The sequence below is a fragment of the Methylobacterium sp. J-118 genome (assembly GCF_057836565.1).
This window is the reverse complement of sequence record NZ_JBYQFA010000001.1, coordinates 1,539,201-1,558,055: the sequence shown is the minus strand read 5'-3', so window position 1 is coordinate 1,558,055 and position 18,855 is coordinate 1,539,201. Positions and strand designations below refer to the sequence as shown.

The 18,855-nt window shown below is 72.1% G+C and carries 16 protein-coding genes; 8 read left to right on the top strand and 8 right to left on the bottom strand.

Going from position 1 to position 18,855, the window contains the following annotated elements:
• The first annotated feature begins 129 nt into the window (after nucleotides 1-129).
• Nucleotides 130-2,871 (top strand): bifunctional acetate--CoA ligase family protein/GNAT family N-acetyltransferase, encoded by a 2,742-nt coding sequence (locus AC3IF3_RS07530; RefSeq protein WP_489228055.1) that lies wholly within the window; start codon nucleotides 130-132, stop codon nucleotides 2,869-2,871.
• Here AC3IF3_RS07530 and AC3IF3_RS07525 read toward each other — a convergent pair.
• From AC3IF3_RS07525 to AC3IF3_RS07510, 4 genes are all read right to left on the bottom strand, one after another.
• Nucleotides 2,802-3,505, bottom strand: a protein-coding gene (locus tag AC3IF3_RS07525; protein ID WP_489231259.1) for an IS5 family transposase whose coding sequence is annotated in 2 segments (ribosomal slippage) — nucleotides 2,802-3,229 and nucleotides 3,229-3,505 — 705 coding nt in all. Because the reading frame shifts where the segments join, the coding sequence is not laid out codon by codon here. The genes AC3IF3_RS07530 and AC3IF3_RS07525 overlap by 70 nt on opposite strands.
• A 131-nt stretch (nucleotides 3,506-3,636) precedes the next feature.
• Complete coding sequence (locus AC3IF3_RS07520) at nucleotides 3,637-4,029, bottom strand: type II toxin-antitoxin system VapC family toxin (RefSeq protein ID WP_489228053.1); 393 nt, start codon at nucleotides 4,027-4,029, stop codon at nucleotides 3,637-3,639.
• Nucleotides 4,022-4,270: an AbrB/MazE/SpoVT family DNA-binding domain-containing protein gene (locus tag AC3IF3_RS07515; protein ID WP_489228051.1), complete on the bottom strand. Its 249-nt coding sequence runs from the start codon at nucleotides 4,268-4,270 to the stop codon at nucleotides 4,022-4,024. The genes AC3IF3_RS07520 and AC3IF3_RS07515 overlap by 8 nt, the downstream gene beginning before the upstream one ends.
• 184 nt (nucleotides 4,271-4,454) lie before the next feature.
• Entirely contained in the window at nucleotides 4,455-6,116 is a 1,662-nt protein-coding gene (locus AC3IF3_RS07510) for a L,D-transpeptidase family protein (protein WP_489228049.1), read from the bottom strand.
• Between the two features lie 221 nt (nucleotides 6,117-6,337).
• Here AC3IF3_RS07510 and AC3IF3_RS07505 point away from each other — a divergent pair, with 221 nt between their 5' ends.
• Nucleotides 6,338-7,465, top strand: coding sequence for an acyltransferase family protein (locus AC3IF3_RS07505; protein WP_489228047.1), 1,128 nt, complete (start codon nucleotides 6,338-6,340; stop codon nucleotides 7,463-7,465).
• Here AC3IF3_RS07505 and AC3IF3_RS07500 read toward each other — a convergent pair.
• Entirely contained in the window at nucleotides 7,452-8,627 is a 1,176-nt protein-coding gene (locus AC3IF3_RS07500; protein ID WP_489228045.1) for an endo-1,4-beta-xylanase, read from the bottom strand. The genes AC3IF3_RS07505 and AC3IF3_RS07500 overlap by 14 nt on opposite strands.
• 211 nt (nucleotides 8,628-8,838) lie before the next feature.
• On the opposite strand from AC3IF3_RS07500, the gene AC3IF3_RS07495 reads away from it, so the two are divergent.
• The 3 genes from AC3IF3_RS07495 to AC3IF3_RS07485 all read left to right on the top strand — a co-directional run bounded on the left by AC3IF3_RS07495 (nucleotide 8,839) and on the right by AC3IF3_RS07485 (nucleotide 11,884).
• A complete protein-coding gene (locus AC3IF3_RS07495; protein WP_489228043.1) occupies nucleotides 8,839-9,681 on the top strand; it encodes an SDR family NAD(P)-dependent oxidoreductase in 843 nt (280 codons plus the stop codon).
• A gap of 406 nt (nucleotides 9,682-10,087) precedes the next feature.
• Nucleotides 10,088-11,560, top strand: coding sequence for a glucose-6-phosphate dehydrogenase (zwf, locus tag AC3IF3_RS07490; protein WP_489228041.1), 1,473 nt, complete (start codon nucleotides 10,088-10,090; stop codon nucleotides 11,558-11,560).
• A 123-nt stretch (nucleotides 11,561-11,683) separates the two neighbouring features.
• Nucleotides 11,684-11,884 (top strand): hypothetical protein, encoded by a 201-nt coding sequence (locus tag AC3IF3_RS07485; protein WP_489228039.1) that lies wholly within the window; start codon nucleotides 11,684-11,686, stop codon nucleotides 11,882-11,884.
• Between the two features lie 6 nt (nucleotides 11,885-11,890).
• On the opposite strand, the gene AC3IF3_RS07480 is transcribed toward AC3IF3_RS07485, so the two are convergent.
• Nucleotides 11,891-13,405, bottom strand: a complete 1,515-nt coding sequence (locus AC3IF3_RS07480; protein ID WP_489228037.1) for an OpgD/OpgG family glucan biosynthesis protein — start codon at nucleotides 13,403-13,405, stop codon at nucleotides 11,891-11,893.
• A gap of 295 nt (nucleotides 13,406-13,700) precedes the next feature.
• Between AC3IF3_RS07480 and mdoH the strand changes: the two genes are divergently transcribed.
• The gene (gene mdoH, locus AC3IF3_RS07475) at nucleotides 13,701-15,662 is read left to right on the top strand and encodes a glucans biosynthesis glucosyltransferase MdoH (RefSeq protein ID WP_489228036.1); all 1,962 of its coding nucleotides are present in this window, start codon (nucleotides 13,701-13,703) and stop codon (nucleotides 15,660-15,662) included.
• Nucleotides 15,663-15,897: 235 nt separating this feature from the next.
• Nucleotides 15,898-16,554 carry a L,D-transpeptidase gene (locus tag AC3IF3_RS07470; protein WP_489214924.1) on the top strand — a complete coding sequence of 219 codons (657 nt, stop codon included), beginning with the start codon at nucleotides 15,898-15,900 and terminating at the stop codon, nucleotides 16,552-16,554.
• Nucleotides 16,555-16,605: 51 nt separating this feature from the next.
• Here AC3IF3_RS07470 and AC3IF3_RS07465 read toward each other — a convergent pair whose 3' ends face one another.
• Together AC3IF3_RS07465 and AC3IF3_RS07460 are read right to left on the bottom strand one after the other, a co-directional pair.
• Nucleotides 16,606-16,932, bottom strand: a complete 327-nt coding sequence (locus AC3IF3_RS07465) for a cupin domain-containing protein (protein ID WP_243971601.1) — start codon at nucleotides 16,930-16,932, stop codon at nucleotides 16,606-16,608.
• Between the two features lie 285 nt (nucleotides 16,933-17,217).
• Complete coding sequence (locus tag AC3IF3_RS07460; RefSeq protein WP_243971600.1) at nucleotides 17,218-17,643, bottom strand: gamma-butyrobetaine hydroxylase family protein; 426 nt, start codon at nucleotides 17,641-17,643, stop codon at nucleotides 17,218-17,220.
• Between the two features lie 81 nt (nucleotides 17,644-17,724).
• Here AC3IF3_RS07460 and moaA point away from each other — a divergent pair, with 81 nt between their 5' ends.
• The gene (gene moaA, locus AC3IF3_RS07455; RefSeq protein WP_489214920.1) at nucleotides 17,725-18,783 is read left to right on the top strand and encodes a GTP 3',8-cyclase MoaA; all 1,059 of its coding nucleotides are present in this window, start codon (nucleotides 17,725-17,727) and stop codon (nucleotides 18,781-18,783) included.
• Nucleotides 18,784-18,855: the final 72 nt, after the last annotated feature.

Sequence of the window (18,855 nt, the reverse complement as noted above, 5' to 3'; positions counted from 1 at the left end):
GCCGCGTGCGCCATCTGGTAGGAGTGCGGGCGCCCGGGATCCGCGTGCCCGATCCCGACGTGAGCGAGGGACACCCCATGCACGCCGGCACGACCGACCCGCGGGACCCGACCCCGTGACGGTGGTCTCGTGAGCACCTACCGGTTCGACAAGCTGCTGGCGCCCCGGTCGATCGCCCTGGTCGGCGCGCTGGCGCGCGAGGGCTCCCTCGGCCGCAGCGTCCTGGACGGCCTGCGCGCCGCGGGCTTTCCCGGCGCGATCCTGCCGGTCCAGCCCGATCATGCGGAGGTCGCCGGCCTCCCCTGCGTCCCGCAGATCGCGGATCTGCCCACCGTCCCCGATCTCGTCCTCATCGCGGTGCCACCGCCGCGCGTCCCCGAGGTCGTCGCGCAGGCGGCGGCGGCCGGCGCGGGGGCGGCCGTCATCCTGACGGCCCGGCTTGGCTCCGGGCCGGACGATCCCGGGCCGACCGCGCACCGGATCGCCCGCGCGCACGGCCTGCGCCTGCTCGGCCCCGACAGCGCCGGCCTCGCCGTGCCCGGCGCCCAGCTCAACGCCAGCCTGTTCGCCCACGCGCCCGCCGCGGGCGACCTCGCCCTCGTCTCGCAATCGGGCACGGTCGCGGCGGCCATCGTCGAGTGGGGGGCCCGCCACGGGACGGGTTTCTCGGCGGTCCTCTCGCTCGGCAGCGTCCTCGATATCGGCGTGGCCGATTGCCTCGATCATTTCGCTTCCGATTACCGCACCCGCGCGATCCTGCTGTGCCTCGACCGGGTCGCGGATGCCCGCCGGTTCATGTCGGCCGCCCGCGCCGCCGCCCGGGCCAAGCCGGTTGTGGTCCTGCGCGCCGGGCGGCACGGGCGGGCGAACCGCACCGCCGAGACCCATACGGGGGCGCTGGCTAGGCCGGACGCGGTCTACGCCGCAGCCTTCCGGCGGGCCGGGCTGCTGGCGGTGCAGGACCTCGACGCGATGTTCTCCGCCGTCGAGACCCTGGGGCGCCAGCGCCCCTTCCCGGGCGACCGGCTCGCGATCCTGTCGAACGGCCGCGGCATCGGCCTTCTCGCCGCCGACCGGCTGATCGAGCGCGCGGGCATCATGGCCGGGGCCGCCGAGGCCGAGGGCCGCCGGGCCGGCAACCCCCTCGACCTCGGCATCGACGCGGCGGGACCGGCCTTCGCGGCCGCCCTCGGGCCGATCCTCGCCGACCGCACGAGCGACGCCGTGCTGGCGATCCACGTCCCCACCGTCCGCTCGAGCGCGGGCGAGGTCGCCGACGCGATCGCCGACACGGTCAAGCGTGCCCGCGCCGGCCAGACCCGCAAGAAGCCGCTCTTCGCGGTCTCCCTTGGGGATGCCGAGGCGGCGCGGGCGGCCTTCGCGCGCGCCGGCCTCCCGCATTTCGCCACCGATTCCGAGGCGATCGAAGGGTTCCTCCACCTCGTGCGCTACCGCGAGGCCCAGGACGACCTGATGCGGACGCCCGACTCGCTGCCCCGCGACTTCTCCCCCGACACGGCCCGAGCCCGCACGATCATCGCCCACTCCCTGCGCCAGGGGGCGGCGTGGCTCGATCCGATCGCGGTCAATGGCCTGCTCGAGGCCTACGGGATCCCGATCGTGCCGATCACGCTGGCCCCCGACAAGGATGCCGCGGCGGCCGCCGCCTGGCCGATCATCGCGGCCGGCGGCGCGGTCGCCCTCAAGGTCGTCTCCCCCGACATCGTGCACAAATCCGACATCGGCGGCGTCCACCTCGACCTCACCAGCGAGGCCGATGTCCGGGAGGCCGCGCGCAGCATCCTGGCCCGGGCGCGCCGGGAGCGGCCGGACGCCCGGGTGACCGGCTTCGCGGTGCAGCCCATGGTCCGCCGGGGCCAGCGCCGCGAACTCATCGCCGGGCTCGCCGAGGATCCGGTCTTCGGTCCCGTGGTGGTGTTCGGGCGGGGCGGCACGGCCGTGGAGGTGATCGACGACCGGGCCCTGGGCCTGCCGCCGCTCGACCTGACCCTCGCCCGGGATCTCATCGGCCGGACCCGGGTCGCCCGGCGCCTCGAAGCCTATCGCGACGTGCCGGCGGCCGATCTGCCGGCGATCGCCCTGACGCTGGTGAAGCTGGCGCAGCTCGCCGCCGACCTGCCGCAGGTCCGCGAACTCGACATCAACCCCCTGCTGGCCGACGAGACCGGCGTCCTGGCCCTGGACGCCCGGGTGCGGATCGGGCGCTGGGAGAAGGGGCGGCACGGGCGCGGCCATCCGCGCTTCGCGATCCGGCCCTATCCGGCGGAATGGGTGCGGACCCTCAACCTGAAGAACCGCACGATCCGCGTGCGGCCGGTGCGCCCGGAGGACGAGGGCCTGTTCCTGGCCTTCTTCCAGGGGCTCGACCCGGAGGACCTGCGCCTGCGCTTCTTCGGACCGGTGCGGGCGTTCAGCCACGCCTTCCTGGCCCGCCTCACGCAGCTCGATTATGCCCGCGCCATCGCGTTCGTCGCCACCGAAGTGGAGCCGCAGGGCGGCGAGCGCATGCTCGGCGCCGTCCGCCTGCACGCCGACGCCAACCACGAGAGCGGCGAATACGCCATCGCGGTTGGCCGCGACGCCAGGGGGACCGGCCTCGCCTTCGCGCTGATGCGCCTGATGATCGACTGGGCGCGCTCCGAGGGGATCGGCCGGGTCGAAGGTACCGTGCTGGCCGAGAACCGGCCGATGCTGGCGGTCTGTCGGCGCCTGGGCTTCACCCAGGGGCGGGACCCGGAGGATCCGGGGTTGGTGAAGGTAGTTTTAGGGTCTGGACTCGATCAGCACCAGAACGCGGCGACGGCGGCCAGAGCGAGGACGGAGGCGTCGTTGCGGGCGAGCTTGTCGTAGGGCGTGGCGATGCGACGAAAGTCTGTGAGGCGGGCGAACATCGCCTCGATGCGCCAGCGCTCCCGATAGCGGAGCCTGTCATGGGGGATCCGACGCTTGCGACCGCGTTTGCCCGGGATGACGGGCGTGACCCCACTGTTGCGGAGGTCGGTGCGCAGCCAGTCGGCATCGTAGCCCGTGTCGGCGCTGAAGCGGCGGATCCGGCCCGGCGCTTCGGCTAGCGCCGCTGGGGCAGTCGTCACGTCGCTGGCATTGCCCGGCGTCAGCAGGAGGACGCCGGGCCGGCCAAGGACATCGGTGCGTGCGTGGATCTTGGTCGTTTGACCACCGCGCGACGGGCCGATGGCCTGCGCCCTCGCCCCCCTTTCCCGCCCTGGGCAGACCGGTGCGCCCGGACGTAGCTGCTGTCGAGAGCGGCCGCATCGCCAGCCCACCCGGCCTTGGCCAGCGCGGTCAGCATCGCCTTCCAGAAGCCGCGCCGCGACCAGCGATTGAGGCGGTTGTAGACCGTGGTGCGCGGGCCATACGCGGCCGGGCCGTCGCGCCAGCGGCAGCCCGACGTGAGAACGTGCAGGATCCCCGAGATGATTTGCCGGTCGTCGTTCCGCTCGGGTCCGGGCTGGTCCCTGGGCATGAACGGCTCGATCACTGCCTACTGCTCATCCGAGAGCCAGAACAGGTTCGCCATCGTCACCTCCAGGCCGCAAACGGCCGCCTGGACTCACAAACCGACAAACCATGCAATGGCTTGGTTCGGTTCACACCCTAGCGGACGATCCTGACGCTGAGCCCGAGATTGGCCGGCAGCCGGCTCCAGACCCGATCCGTCGTCACGGCAATCGATTGGCGTTGCTTTGCCAAAGCGAGACAGGCTCGATCGCCGAGCGAGAGCCCGATTGACCGCGTTGGCGGGCGCAGGATCCCGGCAATCCGAGCCTGTTCGTCATCGAATGGTTCGATCGCGAGGCGGAGGACGCCAAGTGCGCGTGTGATCTGCGATTCCGATCCGCCGACTTCAGCCAATTTGGCATAGACTTCGGACAGATTTACCGCACCGATCACAGATTGCGGAAGAATCTCGGCAACCTGCTCGGCCCCCGTCTCCGTACGAAGCAGACAGAGCAGCGCCGAGGCGTCGAGGACGAAGGCCTCACTCACGCTCCGCCTCTGACCGACGCTCCGCGATCAACTCGTCGGCCAAGCTCCGATCGGCCGGCGCGAAGCTGCGGACGATGGCCTGCGCCGCCCGGACTGCGGCAGACAGGGAGCGGACCCGCAGACCGTCCTCGGCCAGTTCGACCATGACGGTGTCGCCGGCCGAAAGCCCAAGCTCCCGTCGGAAATCGGCCGGGATGACGAGCGTCCCGTCAGCATCGATCTTGACCGACTGCGAAGCCATGCCGAATTCCGCATCGCGGCCCGAGACAACTCTCGCTGTCCGCGCCATCGGACGCCCGCCGCGCTGTCATATGATGCCTGATAACAGCTCAAAAAGGAAAGTCCTGCGCCGTTGCTTTGCGGTGAGGCAGACGGGTCGTCGGGACACGTCCCGGCACAGCCAAACCTGAACGGCCGGATCGGGCTCAGCGGGGCGGCAGAGGCGCGTCCGGGTTAAGCCCCTCCGCGGCCGGCTTCGCTGCAGGTGCCCTGTTGGCCACCGGTTTGGCAGGAGCGGGCTTCGCCACGGCAGCCTTGATCGCCGCCGGCTTGACCGCCGCGGGCTTCGGCATCCCGGCAGGCTGCGCGGCCCCGGCAGGCGGGATCGCCCCCGTCGCCGCGGGCTCCGGAGCCGGCGTGTCGAGCTTGTAGATGTCGTCGCGGAAATGCGCCTTCCCGTCCGGGGTGGCGTAGCCCGTGAGGTACACGAAGGCCACCGGCACCGGCTTCACCAGCTTGATGTCGCGGCGCTCGCCGTCCGCGATGCCGGTCTCGATCTCGATCGGCCCCCAGCTCGTGCCCGGCCCGTTCGGTCCGTCAACACCCTGCAGCAGCCAGCCGACCAGCTCCTTGACCTGGCCGACCCGGACGCAGCCGTGGCTGTGGAAGCGCACGTTCGCGGCGAACAGCGACTTCGCCGGCGTGTCGTGCATGTAGACGGCAAAGCGGTTCGGCATGTCGATCCGCACCTGGCCCAGCGAATTGTCGAAGCCGGAATCCTGGCGCAGGGTGTAGTTGACCGCCCTCTCGCCCGCCCAGTCGATCTTGGTCGGGTCGACCTCGCCGCTCTGGCCGAGGATGCGGATGTGATTCTTGGCGAGATACCCCGGGTTCTTGCGCATCTGCGGGATGATCTCGTTCTTCACCACCGAGGCCGGCACGGTCCAGGTCGGGTTGAAGTTGATGTCGGTGATCCGCGTTTCCACCGTCGGTGTCGCCTTGTCGGGGGAGCCGACGACGGCGACGTAGCGGCGTACCACGGCGCCGTTCTCCACCGCCTCGACGGCGGCCGAGGGGATGTTGACCACGACGTAGCGCTCGCCGAACGGGAATTTCGAGCCCATCAGCCGGGCCGCGGAGGCGGCGAGCTGCCGCTGGCGCACCGGGGCGGGCACGTTCAGCGCGTTGATCGTGAGCCGGCCGAGGATGCCGCTGTCGGGCAACCCGTGGCGGCCCTGGAAGGCCGCGACCGCCGCCACCAGCGGCGGGTCGAGGCGGTCGCTCGGGGGCGCGTCCGCCGGCAGGTCGCCGGTGAGCGTCAGGTGGTGGCGCAGAGCCGGGATCGCGGGGCTGCCCTCGCCGGGTTTCAGGTGCGCGAGGTCGTCGGGCAGCCGCTCCCATCCGCCGGCCTCCGCGAAGGCGGCGTAGCGCTCGGCCGCCCGGAGGGTGTCGAGGAAGGTGCGCGCGGTCAGCGTCGGGCTCGGATCGGTGGAGACCCGGGCGTAGACGAGCGGTTCAGGCTCGCGCGACGCCTTGGCGATGTCCGGCTTGGCCTGGATCGGCTTCAGTGCGGCGGCTGCAGCCTCCGGGGGCTTCGCCTCCGGGGCCCTCGTGTCGGGCGCCCTGGCGTCCGGGCCCTTCGCCTCCTGACCCTTCGCCGCACCGGCCTCCGGACCCGAGGGCGAGGCGGAGACCGGGACGGCAGCCGGCGGGACCGGCGCAGTGGTGTTCGGCCCGGCGGCCGGTGCGGCCGCCTGGGACCCCTCCGCCCGCGCATCGCCCGGGACGCCGAGCAGGGCCAGTAGCGACAGGCCCGCACCGAGGGCGGCGCGCGGGCGGGCGCGGCGGCGGAGTTGGACCGGGACCATACGCGACACTCCCGAGGGCGCCCGGAGGGGCGCGGTTGGGGCGGATGGTAGGCGTGCGTGGTTACCAATCCCCTCCGTGTCCGGGCCCGGCCCGCGGCGGCGATTCACCAATCCGCGATGTGTTCATCGGCTCCGGTGCCTCTGCGGATGTCGCCGGGAACGAATATGCCGCTTACTGCTCTGCCACGGTCGTCTTTGCGGCGAAGGAGGAGCCGCCCGTCATGCCGGAACCCGGAATTGACGCGACCCGGAAAATCCCGGACGCGATGCCCTACCTGCCGCAGCTCGACGGGGTGCGGGCGCTCGCCATCCTGATCGTGTTCGCGGCCCATTGCGGCTACAGCCACGTCGTCCCCGGGGGCTTCGGCGTCACGGTCTTCTTCTTCCTCAGCGGCTACCTGATCACCACCCTGCTGCGGATCGAGCGCGCGCGGACCGGCGCGGTGTCGCTGTCCGCCTTCTACCTCCGGCGCAGCCTGCGCATCCTGCCGCCGATGTACCTGACCCTGTTGGTTGCCGGCGCGCTCTACGCCCTCGGGCTGCTCGACTGGATGGCGGTCGAGCCGGCGGCGATCCTCGGGCAGGCGACGTTCCTGACGAACTATCCCGGCCTGTTCGGCACCGAGGCGGTGCTGCCCGTGCCCCTGTGGAGCCTCGCCATCGAGGAGCATTTCTACCTCGTCTTCCCCCTGGCCTACGCCCTGTGGCTCGGGCGCCTGCCGCCGCGCCGGGCGGCTCTGGCCTGCCTGGCCGTCTGCGGGGTGGTGCTGGCGATCCGGTGCCTCAACGTCTGGCGGCTCCCGGATTACAGCCTGAACTACAGCTGGACCCACACCCGCATCGACGCGATCCTGTTCGGCTGCTGTCTCGGCCTGTGGCACAACCCGGTGATCCCGGCCGATCGCGCGTGGCGCCCGCGGGCCTGGCACGCGGCGGCGAGCCTCGCGGTGATCCTCGCGACCCTGGCGGTGCGCGCCCCCGCGTTCCGCGAGACCCTGCGCTACACCCTGCAGAGCGCGGCCCTGTTCGTGCCCTTCGCCTACCTGCTTCACGGGGAGGGGCCCCTGGTGCGCCTGCTCGCCAGCCGGCCGATGCGCCAGCTCGGGCTCTGGTCCTACGGCTTCTATCTCGCCCACATGGCCGTGGTGGCGCTGGCGCTGCACCTGCGGCCCGGGCTGCACGGCGTCGGGCTGATGCTCGCGGCCTTCCCGCCGACCCTGCTCTGGTGCTGGGCCCTGTACCGGTTCGTCGAGCGCCCCTGCGCGCGCCTGCGCCGCCGGCTCCTGGCGGACCGGCCGCCCGAAACGGTCCTCGCTGATGGGGGCCGAACCGGGATCACGCCCGCCTGAGCCTGTCCCGCGCCGCCGTGTGATCCGGCGCCCCCGCGAAGGCGGCCTTCATCGCGTGCCACAGGGGCTTGCGCCGGAACTGCGCGTCCAGCGGCAGGGCCCGCTGGGGCAGCCCGTCCGGCCGCTTCCGGTAGGGATGGTCGTTCAGCCACGTGTCCGGGTCGTAGATGTCCCAGGTCACGACATCGAGCAGGGCCGGCTCGTCCAGCGCCACGTCGAGGTAGCGGCGCGCATAGTCGGCGACCATCCGGTCGCGGGTCGCCACGTCCGACGGGAAGGCCCGGTCGTCGATGTCGAGCTCTGTGATCGCGATCCCGAGCCCCATCTGGCCGATCTCCCGCAGGAAGCGCCGGAGCTGGCCCTGGTCGATCGGGATCGTGCTGGTGAGGTGCGATTGCAGGCCGAACCGCCGGATCGGCACGCCGCGGGACCGCATCGCCTCCAGCCGGCGCAGGACCTTGGTGCGCTTGGCCTCCATCCAGGGCGCGCCCTGCTCCACCGCGTCCTCGTTCCAGGTGCCGGCCGCCGCCGGGTCGGTCTCGTGCAGGATCCGGAAGGCGAGGTCGACGTAGCCGGGGCCGATCGAGGCGAGCCAGGGCGAGTCGCGCAGGCCCCCGCCGCGGTCGGGATCGGCCTCGTTGCCAAGAATCTCGTTGACCACGTCCCAGGCGACGATCTGCCCGCGGTAATGGCCCGCCACGGTCTCGATCCAGCGCCGCATGAAATCCTCGCCCTGGGCGGCGGTGGCCCGTCCGAGCAGCGGGCCGACCCAGGGGGGCAGGGCGGCGTGCCAGACGAGGGTATGGCCGCGCATGCGCTGGCCGTTGGCCCGGGCGAAGCGCAGGATCGCGTCACCCCGGGCGAAGTCGGTCGTGCCGGGGGCGGGCAGGACCTCCTCCATCTTCATCTCGGTGCCGCAGACCAGGATCCCGCATTCCCGCGCCACCGCTTGGCGGTAGGCGGGGCTCGCGTCGAAGCGGTGGAACGGCACCTCGCAGCCGTAGAGCAGGCCCTTGGCGGCGGCCGCGGCCTGGAGGCTGTCGCCCGACCAGGACGGCGTGCCGAGGGGGCCGAACCCGCCGGGGGCGCCCCGGGCCGCCGTGGCGAGGCCGGTACAGGCCGCCCCGGCGAGAACGGACCGGCGGCTCGGACGAATCGGCATGCCGGTCCTCTGGATCCTGGGCACAAGGCGGAGGGCGATCGCCGCCGGGCAGGGATGCCCCTCACCCCCATCAGACCACGGCTCTGCCCCGTTTGCGATCCGCTGTGACTGCCGGCCGGCGGGAAGCCGCACGATACCGTCCCGAAGCGCCAACTCGCCTTCCCCGGAGACCGCCCCATCTGAAGGGCGCCATTCAGCCGAGGACCGCGTGATGAGTCAGCACCAAGCCATCAGCCCCGGCCGCAGCGCGGTCGTCACCGGCGGCGCCAGCGGCATCGGGCTCGCGGCAGCGAAAGCCTTCGCGCGGGCCGGCATGAACGTCTGGATCGCGGATCTGCCCGGGCCGGCCCTGGAGGCGGCCCGCGGCGCGGTGGCCGAACTCGCCGCCGTCGAGGTCCGCGCGGTGCCCACCGACGTGTCCGACCGCGGCGCCGTGGACGCCCTGGCGGCCGCCGTCGCCAAGGCCGGCCCGCCCGCCATCGTCATGCTGAATGCCGGGATCGAGGCTGGCGGCACCCTGTTCTCCGACACCGACACCTGGGCACGGATCCTGGGCACCAATCTCGGCGGGGTGGTCAACGGCATCCACGCCTTCGCGCCCGGCATGATCGCCGGGGCTAAGCCCGGCGCGATCATCGTCTCGGGGTCCAAGCAGGGCATCACCACGCCCCCCGGCAACGCGCCCTACAACGTCTCCAAGGCGGGGGTGAAGGCGGTCACCGAGGCCCTGGCCCACGATCTGCGCAACCGGGAGGGTTGCCGCACCACCGCGCATCTGCTGATCCCGGGCTTCGTCCATACCGGCCTCGCCAAGGCCCGCGGCGTCGCCGAGAAGCCGGCCGGCGCCTGGACCCCGGAGGAGACCGTGTCGTTCATGCTGGAGCGGCTCGACGCGGGCGATTTCTACATCCTCTGCCCCGACAACGAGACCACCCGGGCGCAGGACGCCAAGCGCATCGCCTGGGCGGCGGGCGACATCATCGAGAACCGGCCGGCTCTCTCGCGCTGGCACCCGGATCATGCCGATGCGTTCAAGCGGTTCCTGGCGGGGTGACGGCGTCAGTGTGTGCGCAGCGAAGCAATCCTGGGCGCCGCGACCGCAGCGGCTGGTGAGGCCCGGACGGATGCCTCGGTGGTGCTCAGAGACGCGCCGGGCGAGGTCTGCGATCATGCCGGTGTCGGGCATCCCGTCCGGGTAGGGCGGCGTCCGGTCGGCTGTCGCGCGAAACGATTCACGACGCGGAGCCCTGGGTTGCTGCCCTGCGCGCGCAATGACGGGGCGCATGTCATTGCGCGTGACTTTGGCGCCTCTGGATTGCGCCACGCTGGGCCGCCCTCATTCTTCCGAAGGCCGACGCGGCTGAACCACCCCCCTCGTCTGGCGAAGCACTTGCACACAGGGTAGGTCAGTGCGGCGCGCTCGCCGCACTGCACCCGCGCACGATTTAAGGGAGCCGCACTTGGCCACGATCATCCCCGTCGCTTCCTTCGACTGCGTCGTGTTCGGCGCGACCGGCGATCTGACCGCACGGAAGCTCCTGCCGGCCCTGTTCTACCGCTTCCGGGACGGGCAGATCCCGGAGACCAGCCGGATCATCGGCGCCTCGCGCTCGGACCTGTCGGTCGATGCCTTCCGGGAGCACGCCCGGGACGCCCTCAAGCGCTTCGTCCCGGCCACGGACCTGGCGGAGGAGGTGCTCCACCGGTTCCTCGCGCACGTGGAGTACGTCGCGGTCGACGGCGCCGGGGACAGCGGCTGGGCCGACCTCGTGACCAAGCTCGACGAGCGGCCCGACCAAGTGCGGCCCTACTACCTCGCCACCTCCCCCGACCTCTACGGCTCGATCTGCCGCAACCTCGCCGCCCACGGGCTCGTCGGCGAGAAGTCCCGGGTCGTGCTGGAGAAGCCGATCGGCAAGGACCTGAAATCGGCCTGCGCGATCAACGACGCCGTCGGCGAGGTGTTTCCCGAATCGCAGATCTTCCGGATCGACCACTACCTCGGCAAGGAGACGGTCCAGAACCTGCTCTCGCTCCGCTTCGCCAACACCATCTTCGAGCGGCTCTGGACCTCGGATGTGATCGACCACGTCCAGATCACCGTGGCCGAGACGGTCGGCGTCGAGGGCCGGGCCGGCTATTACGACACGTCGGGCGCCATGCGCGACATGCTGCAGAACCACATGCTGCAGCTCCTGTGCCTCACCGCCATGGAGAGCCCGCTCAACCTCGAGGCGAACTCGGTCCGCGACGAGAAGCTGAAGGTGCTGCGCGCCCTCAAGCGGATCACCGCCCACGACGTGCAGGCGGTGACCGTCCGCGGCCAGTATGTGGCGGGCGCCGTCGACGGCAAGCCGGTCGAGGGCTACCTGTCGGAGCTCGGCCACGAGAGCCGGACCGAGACCTTCGTGGCCATGAAGCTCGAAGTGCAGTCCGGGCGCTGGGCCGGGGTGCCGTTCTACCTGCGCACCGGCAAGCGCCTGCCGCAGAAGCTGTCGGAGATCGTGGTCCAGTTCCGGGCCTCGCCGTTCTCGATCTTCCCCGAGGAGGCGTTCGGGCGCGAGCCGAACCGGCTGGTGATCCGCCTGCAGCCGCAGGAGGGCATGAAGCTCGAGGTGATGACCAAGGATCCGGGCCCCGGCGGCCTGCGCCTGCGCCCGACCGACCTCGACATCTCCTTCGAGGAGACCTTCAAGCAGCGCTACCCGGACGCCTACGAGCGCCTGCTGATGGACGTGGTCCGCGGCAACGCCACCCTGTTCATGCGCCGCGACGAGGTCGAGGCCGCCTGGGCCTGGGCGGACGGGGTGCTCAAGGCCTGGGCCGACCGCCCGGAGGCGCCGCGGCCGTACCCGGCCGGGAGCTGGGGTCCCACCGCCGCCATCGCGCTGATCGAGCGCGACGGCCGGACCTGGCACGAGGAGCTGCGCTGAGACGCTGTCCACAGCTTACGGCCAAGCTGCCATGATACCGTCAAGCCGGAGATGGACCGTACCCGTGCCGCTGGTCACCGCCCCGCCAGAGGGCGGACACGGCCTCGCACGAGGGATCATCGCATGCCGGACACCCATCGGGACGCGGCTGACCTGGCCGAACGCCGGCTGGAGCGTTCGGTCGCCTCGGCCCTGCGCATCATCGCGGCCGCCCATGACGAGCGGCAGGCCCCGCCGATCTCCGCGGCCCGCCGCCGCCTGAGCGAGGTCTACGGCGCCGCTCGCCTCGCGCGCCGCCTGGAGCGCCAGCGGCCCACGGCCTGAGGCCCGTCACAGGACGGCGTCCCAGGTCTCGCTGAGCGGCGTCGCCCCGCGGACGAGGCGGGCCCGCAGCACCACATCCCCGGCCGGCATCGGCGCCGGCGGACGCCACTCGACGTAGATCCGCCAGCCGCCGGTCTGCGGCACGAAATTGGCCACCGGCTCGTGCGTCGTGCCGGCGCTGGCCGAGACCTCCGCCGCCACCGACTCGTCCGGCCCGCCGGGCAGGCCCGGACCCTCGAAATCGACCACGCAGAGCCGTCGCTCCGGGCGCGGCGGCGTCATCGGGCGCAGGCGTTCCGCCGCGCCGAACCGGGTCGCCGTAACCCGGGCGAGGCCCGCCCCGGGGATCGCCGCCGCGGGCTCCGCCCCGACCGTGGTCAGGCCGTAGGCGAGCCGCAGCGCCGCGCCCGGCCGCGCTGCCTCGGCCGGCACGAAGGCCGCCACGATGTTGTCCATGTATTCCTCGCCGGAGGGGATCTCGTAGAGCTGGACGGCGCCCGCCGCGAAGGCGCCCCCTGCGGGGTCCGGGGACACCCACAGGCCGGGCCGCGCCTCCTGCCGCGCCTCCACGTCCAGATAGGCGGCAAAGTTTCGCTCCCGCTGCAGCAGCCCGAACCCCGCGAGCGGCTTCGAGGCGAAGGCCGAGATCTGCGGTCGCTGGCGCCCGTTGACCAGCGGCCGCCAGAGGCGGTCGAGCCCCGCCGGGGCGGTGCCGGAGGCGACGCACAGCCCGTCGGAATCGTGCACCTGCGGGCGGAAATCGTCGAACGGCTTGGCGCCCCGGGCGCCGGGTCCGTTCTCGCCGTACAGGAACATGCTGGTGAGCGGCGCCAGGCCGAGCTTGGCGATCGGGCGCCGCGGGTGGAGCGCGGCGGTGACGTCGATCCGGGCCGGGTCCCCGGGGGCGATCACGAAGCGGTAGGCGCCGGCCACGCTCGGGCTGTCGAGGAGCGAGAGCACGGTCAGGCTGCGCGCCTCCGGCTCCGGTTCGCAGAGCCAGTGGGCGACGAAGTCGGGAAACTCCTCCCCCTCCGGCGCCCCCGTGCCGATGGCGAGGCCCCGGGCCGACAGCCCGTATTCCTGGTCGGCCGCGCGCAGGCGGAAGTAGGAGGCGCCCAGGAACACCAGGAACTCCTCCTGGAACCCCTTCGGACGCCAGGCGGGCTTGTTTGGGAAGGCGTAGTGCAGGCGGAAGCCCGCGAAGCCGAGATCCGGCGGAAAGCTCTGGCCGGCGAGCCGTGGGCCCGGATCGAACAGGCGGCTCTCGTAGGGGATCGGACGCGCCGGCCCGTCGAGCGGCTGGATATTGAGAGCCACGCGCTTGCGCTGCAGGAAGCCGCGATGGAAGAACTGCGCGCTGAACAGCCGGCCGAGCGGCAGGCTCTCGGCCAGCCGGAATGTGATGGCCCGGTAGCCGTCATAGTCCAGGGCGGCGAGCGCGGGCGGCAGATCCTCGGGCGGCGCCGCGTAGGGGGCGGCGGCACGCTGTGCGGCCAGTTCCGAGAGGGCCTCGAACGTCATCCGGCCATCCCGTGCCGCCCCCTCGGTCCGCGCCTGCGACGGAAGCGCCGACCCGGCCCACGTTCTGGACCCATTCAGATCGGCCGCGCTAGGTATCGCCGTGCCGGCAGCCGCGGTCAGGACGATCCGAAGAACGCGGCGTCGGGAGGGGGGATCGATCCGTTCGGCATCCGGCCGCCCGTTCGGCCGGTGCGGCTCCGTGTCCTCGCCCCGCCTATCGGTGTCCACGGTCATCGGTTCCCGGCCTCAGGCGGCGGGGCGGCCGGCAGCCTTCCACGGTCGAGTTCCTCGCGCCATGTCGCCTCGCGCCAGATCGCCTCAGCCCACGTCCCCACGCGTCACCTCCTCCGCCGAGCGGTCGCAGCGGAACGCGTGTCCGGGCGTGCCCGATCCCTCGGATCCGGAAACCGACCGCGCGGTCTGGAGCGGCGCGCGTCCCGGCCGGGTGCTGCGCGTCCGCCGTCTCGCCCTGGCGATCCCTAGCCTCGTCACCGCGGGGGGCCTCGCCTGGCTCGCCGCGCTGGCCTATCCGGCGGGCGTCAGCCCGTTCGCCTGGGCGGTGCTGGTGCTGTTCAGCCTCGTGATGGGCTGGCAGGCTTTCGTCGCCTGCCAATACGCCTACGGCCTCGTCGCCGCCCTGCTCGGTGACCGGGCGAAGTCGGTGCTCGAACGCCGCTCGGACGAGCCGGGCGCCGCTCCCGCCGGGGCCGGCCGCACCGCCGCCGTGGTGGCGATCCACGCCGAGGACGCGGTGGCGGTCTTCGCCCGCCTGCGGGTGATGGCCCGCTCGCTGGCCCAGGCCGGGGCCGGCGACATCGACATCTTCGTCCTCTCCGACACGCGGGACGGGGCGATCGCCGCCGTGGAGGAGCACGAACACGCCCGGATCCAGGCCTGGGCCCGGACCGACCCGGCCCTGCCGCGGATCCGCTACCGGCGCCGGGACGAGAATGTCGGCCGGAAGGCCGGCAACATCGGCGCGTTCTGCCGCAGCCACGGCGGCGAATACGCCTTCATGATCGTCCTCGACGCCGACAGCCTCATGACCGGCGCCACCATGGCCCGCCTCGTGCGGCTGATGCACGAGAACCCGCGCACCGGCCTGATCCAGACCGTCTCCTATGCGGCCGGCCGCGACACCCTGTTCGCCCGCATCCAGCAATTCGCCGTGCGCCTCTATGCGCCGCTGGCCCTGCGTTGCCTGGAGACCTGGCAGGGGCCGGAGGGCAGCTACTGGGGCCACAACGCCATCCTGCGGATCCAGGCTTTCGCCGAGAACGCGCAGCTCCCCCGGCTGCCGGGCCGGGAGCCGCTCGGCGGCGAGATCCTGTGCCACGACATCGTCGAGGGCGCGCTGATGGTGCGCGCCGGATGGGAGGTGCGCCTGCTGCCCGAGATGGGCGGCACCTGGGAGGAGATGCCCACCAACCTCGTCGACCTCCTCGGCCGCGAGCGCCGCTGGTGCCAGGGCAATCTCCAGCACCTGCGGGTGCTGCCCTGGGCGGGGCTCCACGCCGCGAGCCGGTGGCACCTCCTGGTCGGCATCCTCTCCTACGGCATCCTGCCGCTGTGGATCGCCTTCATCGGCCTTTCCGCCTGGCAGGCCGCCCGGACCGGGGATCTCGGCCTCCTGGCCTACGGGCTGACCGGGCCGGGCGCCGCCGCCCACGCCCTCGCGGCCCTCAGCGTCGCCGTGCTCGGCCTGCCGAAGATCCTCAGCGTCGGGTACGTTTTAGCCTCCCCGGGGCGCCGGGCCGCCTTCGGGGGCGCCCGGGCGCTGCTGGCGAGCGCCGCCCTGGAGCAGGCCGTCTGGGTCGTCCTGTGGCCGGTCCTCACCCTGTTCACCGCCGGCGCCGTCGTGGCGACCTTCCTGGGCCGGGTGGTGCGCTGGGAGACGCAGGACCGCGACGACCGGCAGGTCTCCTGGTCGGAGGCGTTTCGGCTCCAGGCCGATGCGGTGGTGGTCGGCGCGCTCATCGCCTTCGCCCTGGTCCTGGTCGGTGACCCGTGGCTCGCGCTCTGGATGGCACCCCTCGCCCTGGCGCTCCTCACCAGCCCGGCCCAGAGCGTCTGGACGAGCCGGGCCGATCTCGGCCGCGCCGCCCGGGCCCGCGGCCTGTTCCTGAACGCCGACGACACCGCGCAGGCGCCGGAACTCGCCGAACTGGCGCAGGTCCGCGGCCTGCCGACCCTTCCGGTCCCGGTTCGCCCCGAACCGTTGAAGCCCGCCATCTGGCTCGCCGCCGACGAGGCGTGAGGGCCGGCATCTGCCGGACTGGTCCAGATCCAGGGGCCGCGGACCGCCCTGGGGTCACGGCCAAGCTGCCACAGTGTTGCCATCGAGTCACGGGCGGACGGAACCGGCCGCGCGGGCCGGTTTGAGGCTTGGTTTTAAGGCGCGAGCGTTTACCCCTTGGCGAGGATCGGCACGGCCTCGTGCCCCGGTATTCGATGCGTTCCCGCCATATTCCGCGCCTGCCCGAGAGGCTTTGATGCGTCGTTTTCTTCCCGCCCTGATCGGGCTTCTGGGCGCGGCCGCCTGCGCCGCCCCGGTGCTCGCCTACGAGATCGACCCGCTGACCCGCCAGCCGCTGACCGACGCGCTCGCCGTGCGCGTGCGGCCCCAGGCCGTCGCGGTCCCGGTGGCCAACGCCTCCCTCAACACGGCCGACCCGATGGATCCGGATGCGGCGGTGCCGCAGATGTCGGCGATCCCGCGGGAGACCGTGGCGTATAATGGCCCCTACGGCGCCGGCACGATCGTGGTCTCCACCGCCGAGCGGCGGCTCTACTACGTGCTGGGCGGCGGGCAGGCCCTGCGCTACGGCGTCGGCGTCGGCCGGCCGGGCTTCACCTGGGGCGGCGTGCAGACCATCACGATGAAGCGCGAATGGCCGGATTGGCGCCCGCCGTCGACCATGCTGCGCCGCCGGCCCGACCTGCCGCGCTACATGAAGGGCGGGATCGAGAACCCGCTCGGCGCCCGCGCCATGTATCTCGGCGGCTCGATCTACCGGATCCACGGCTCGAACGAGCCGGAGACCATCGGCACCGCCGTCTCCTCGGGCTGCATCCGCATGACCAACGACGACGTGATGGATCTCTACACCCACGCCAAGGTCGGCACGAAGGTCGTCGTCCAGCGCTGATGGTTTGCGACTTTTCGGATCGGGCCGGCCGCGAGGTCGGCCCGTTTGCGTTCAGGCTGCCGGCAGCGTCACCAGCGCGTCGGGGCGCTTCACCTCGATCTCGATGAACGCGATCGGGTGTTCCGAGCCGTTCATCACGTCGTGCCGGATGCCCGCGGGCCGCATGTAGGATTGCCCGGCCGCGAGCGCCGTCTCGCTGACCGCCGCGCCGTCGTGGACGCGCAGCACGCCGTCGACCAGCATCACCACGAAATACGGCCAGCCATGCTCGTGCCAGCCGGTTACGGCGCCGGGCGGGAAGTCCCAGCGGGTGATGCGCACCGTGGCGTCATCCTGCTGGACGGTGGGCGTTGCGGGGATGGTGCAGGTGAAGGCCATGGTGGCTCCAAGCAAAGCGGTCGATCGATCGGCGCGCTTCCGGAACGATGCAAGCCTTCCGCCTTTTCGATGACGTGCATGAACCCCCGCCGGCATCGCGCGCGGATCGAAGCGACCCTGGACAGCGCGGGGCCGGGCAGCGTGGCGCTGCCGGAATGCCGCGCTCCGCTCGTAAGGACGGCGGTGTCACCCGGTTTGCCGGTCGGTCGCGGCTCCCGACGCCGCCCGGCGGCCGTCGCTCAAAACAACGGGTGAGCGAGCCGGCGCGGTGAGACGCGGTCGACCTCAATGGCACCCGCACGACCCCGAGCCGCAGCCTCCGCCCTGCTGCTTCACCGGGGCGGTACGCGCCGTCTCGCGGTCGAGGCCCCGCTCGGCGAGCTCGGACAGATAGGTGCTCCAGCGGCTGTCGTATTCGCGGCCGAGCGTGTGCAGGTAGCCCCAGCCGAAGATGCCGGTGTCGTGCATGTCGTCGAAGCCGAGCTTGACCGCGTAATTGCCGATGGGCTGCACCGCCAGGATCGCCACCGCGCGCTTGCCGCCGATCACCTTGCGCTCCAGCGGCGAGTGGCCCTGCACCTCGGCCGAGGGGCTCGACACCCGCAGGTACTCGGCCGGCAGGGCGAAGCGGGACCCGTCCTCGAAGGCGACGTTGAGCACCTGCCGGTCCGCCGACAGGCGGATCTCGGTCGGCCACAGATCCTCGTTCACGGGGTACACTCCTCAAACAAGCCGGGACTGCGGCCCGGGGGCTGCTTGCCCGCGACCGTATCGGGCATCATATGCTCAATCATGCTCGATGACATCTCCAGCACGCCGCAGGGGCTCACGGCCGACGCGCCCCGCGCGCCGTCGCCCGCGCCGCTGATCGACCCGTTCCAGCGGGCGATCTCGTATCTGCGCATCTCGGTGACGGATCGCTGCGACCTGCGCTGCGCCTACTGCATGTCGGAGACCATGCAGTTCCTGCCCAAGCGCGACCTGCTGACCCTGGAGGAGTTGGACCGGCTCTGCGGCGTGTTCATCGCCCGGGGCGTGCGCAAGCTCCGGATCACCGGCGGCGAGCCCCTGGTGCGCCGCGACATCATGCATCTGTTCCGCCGCCTGTCGCGCCACCTCGATTCGGGTGCGCTGGAGGAGCTGACGCTGACCACCAACGGCACCCAGCTCACCCGGTACGCCGACGAGCTGGCGAGCCTCGGCGTGCGCCGGATCAACGTCTCGCTGGACACGCTCGACGCGGAGAAATTCCACGCGATTACCCGCCGGGGCGACCTCAAGGTCGTGCTCGACGGTATCGCCGCGGCACGGGCCGCGGGCCTGAAGGTCAAGATCAACGCGGTGGCGCTCCGCGACCTCAATGCCGATGAACTCCCCGACATGATCGCCTGGGCGCACGGCCTTGGCATGGACATGACGCTGATCGAGGTCATGCCGCTCGGCGAGATCGAGGCCGACCGGACCGATCAGTTCCTGCCCCTCTCGGTGGCGAGGCAGCGCCTGGAGAGCCGTTACACCCTGACGCCGCTGCCCGATCGCACCGGCGGCCCGGCGCGCTATGTCCGCGTCGAGGAGACGGGCGGCAAGCTCGGCTTCATCACGCCGCTGACCCACAATTTCTGCGAGAGCTGCAACCGGGTGCGGCTGACCTGCACCGGCCAGCTCTACCTGTGCCTCGGCCAGGAGGATTCGGCTGATCTGCGCGCAGTGCTCCGCGCCTCCCCGGACGATTCGGTGCTGGCCGCCGCCGTGGTCGAGGCGATCACCCGCAAGCCCAAGGGGCACGATTTCATCATCGAGCGCCAGCGCCCGGCCGCTGTGCCACGGCATATGAGCGTGACCGGGGGGTAAGCCGACCGGCTTGTCTCGCCGGCGCAGCCCGGTTTCTCACGGCACATCCGAGGTCTTGCCTTGCGCGCAACC

Coding starts and splice junctions, on each gene's coding strand:
- AC3IF3_RS07515 (WP_489228051.1), bottom strand. CDS start 4,270: ATGGCTTCGCAGTCGGTCAAGATCGATGCTGACGGGACGCTCGTCATC.
- AC3IF3_RS07510 (WP_489228049.1), bottom strand. CDS start 6,116: ATGGTCCCGGTCCAACTCCGCCGCCGCGCCCGCCCGCGCGCCGCCCTC.
- AC3IF3_RS07505 (WP_489228047.1), top strand. CDS start 6,338: ATGCCGGAACCCGGAATTGACGCGACCCGGAAAATCCCGGACGCGATG.
- AC3IF3_RS07500 (WP_489228045.1), bottom strand. CDS start 8,627: ATGCCGATTCGTCCGAGCCGCCGGTCCGTTCTCGCCGGGGCGGCCTGT.
- AC3IF3_RS07495 (WP_489228043.1), top strand. CDS start 8,839: ATGAGTCAGCACCAAGCCATCAGCCCCGGCCGCAGCGCGGTCGTCACC.
- AC3IF3_RS07485 (WP_489228039.1), top strand. CDS start 11,684: ATGCCGGACACCCATCGGGACGCGGCTGACCTGGCCGAACGCCGGCTG.
- AC3IF3_RS07480 (WP_489228037.1), bottom strand. CDS start 13,405: ATGACGTTCGAGGCCCTCTCGGAACTGGCCGCACAGCGTGCCGCCGCC.
- mdoH (WP_489228036.1), top strand. CDS start 13,701: ATGTCGCCTCGCGCCAGATCGCCTCAGCCCACGTCCCCACGCGTCACC.
- AC3IF3_RS07470 (WP_489214924.1), top strand. CDS start 15,898: ATGCGTCGTTTTCTTCCCGCCCTGATCGGGCTTCTGGGCGCGGCCGCC.
- AC3IF3_RS07465 (WP_243971601.1), bottom strand. CDS start 16,932: ATGGCCTTCACCTGCACCATCCCCGCAACGCCCACCGTCCAGCAGGAT.
- moaA (WP_489214920.1), top strand. CDS start 17,725: ATGCTCGATGACATCTCCAGCACGCCGCAGGGGCTCACGGCCGACGCG.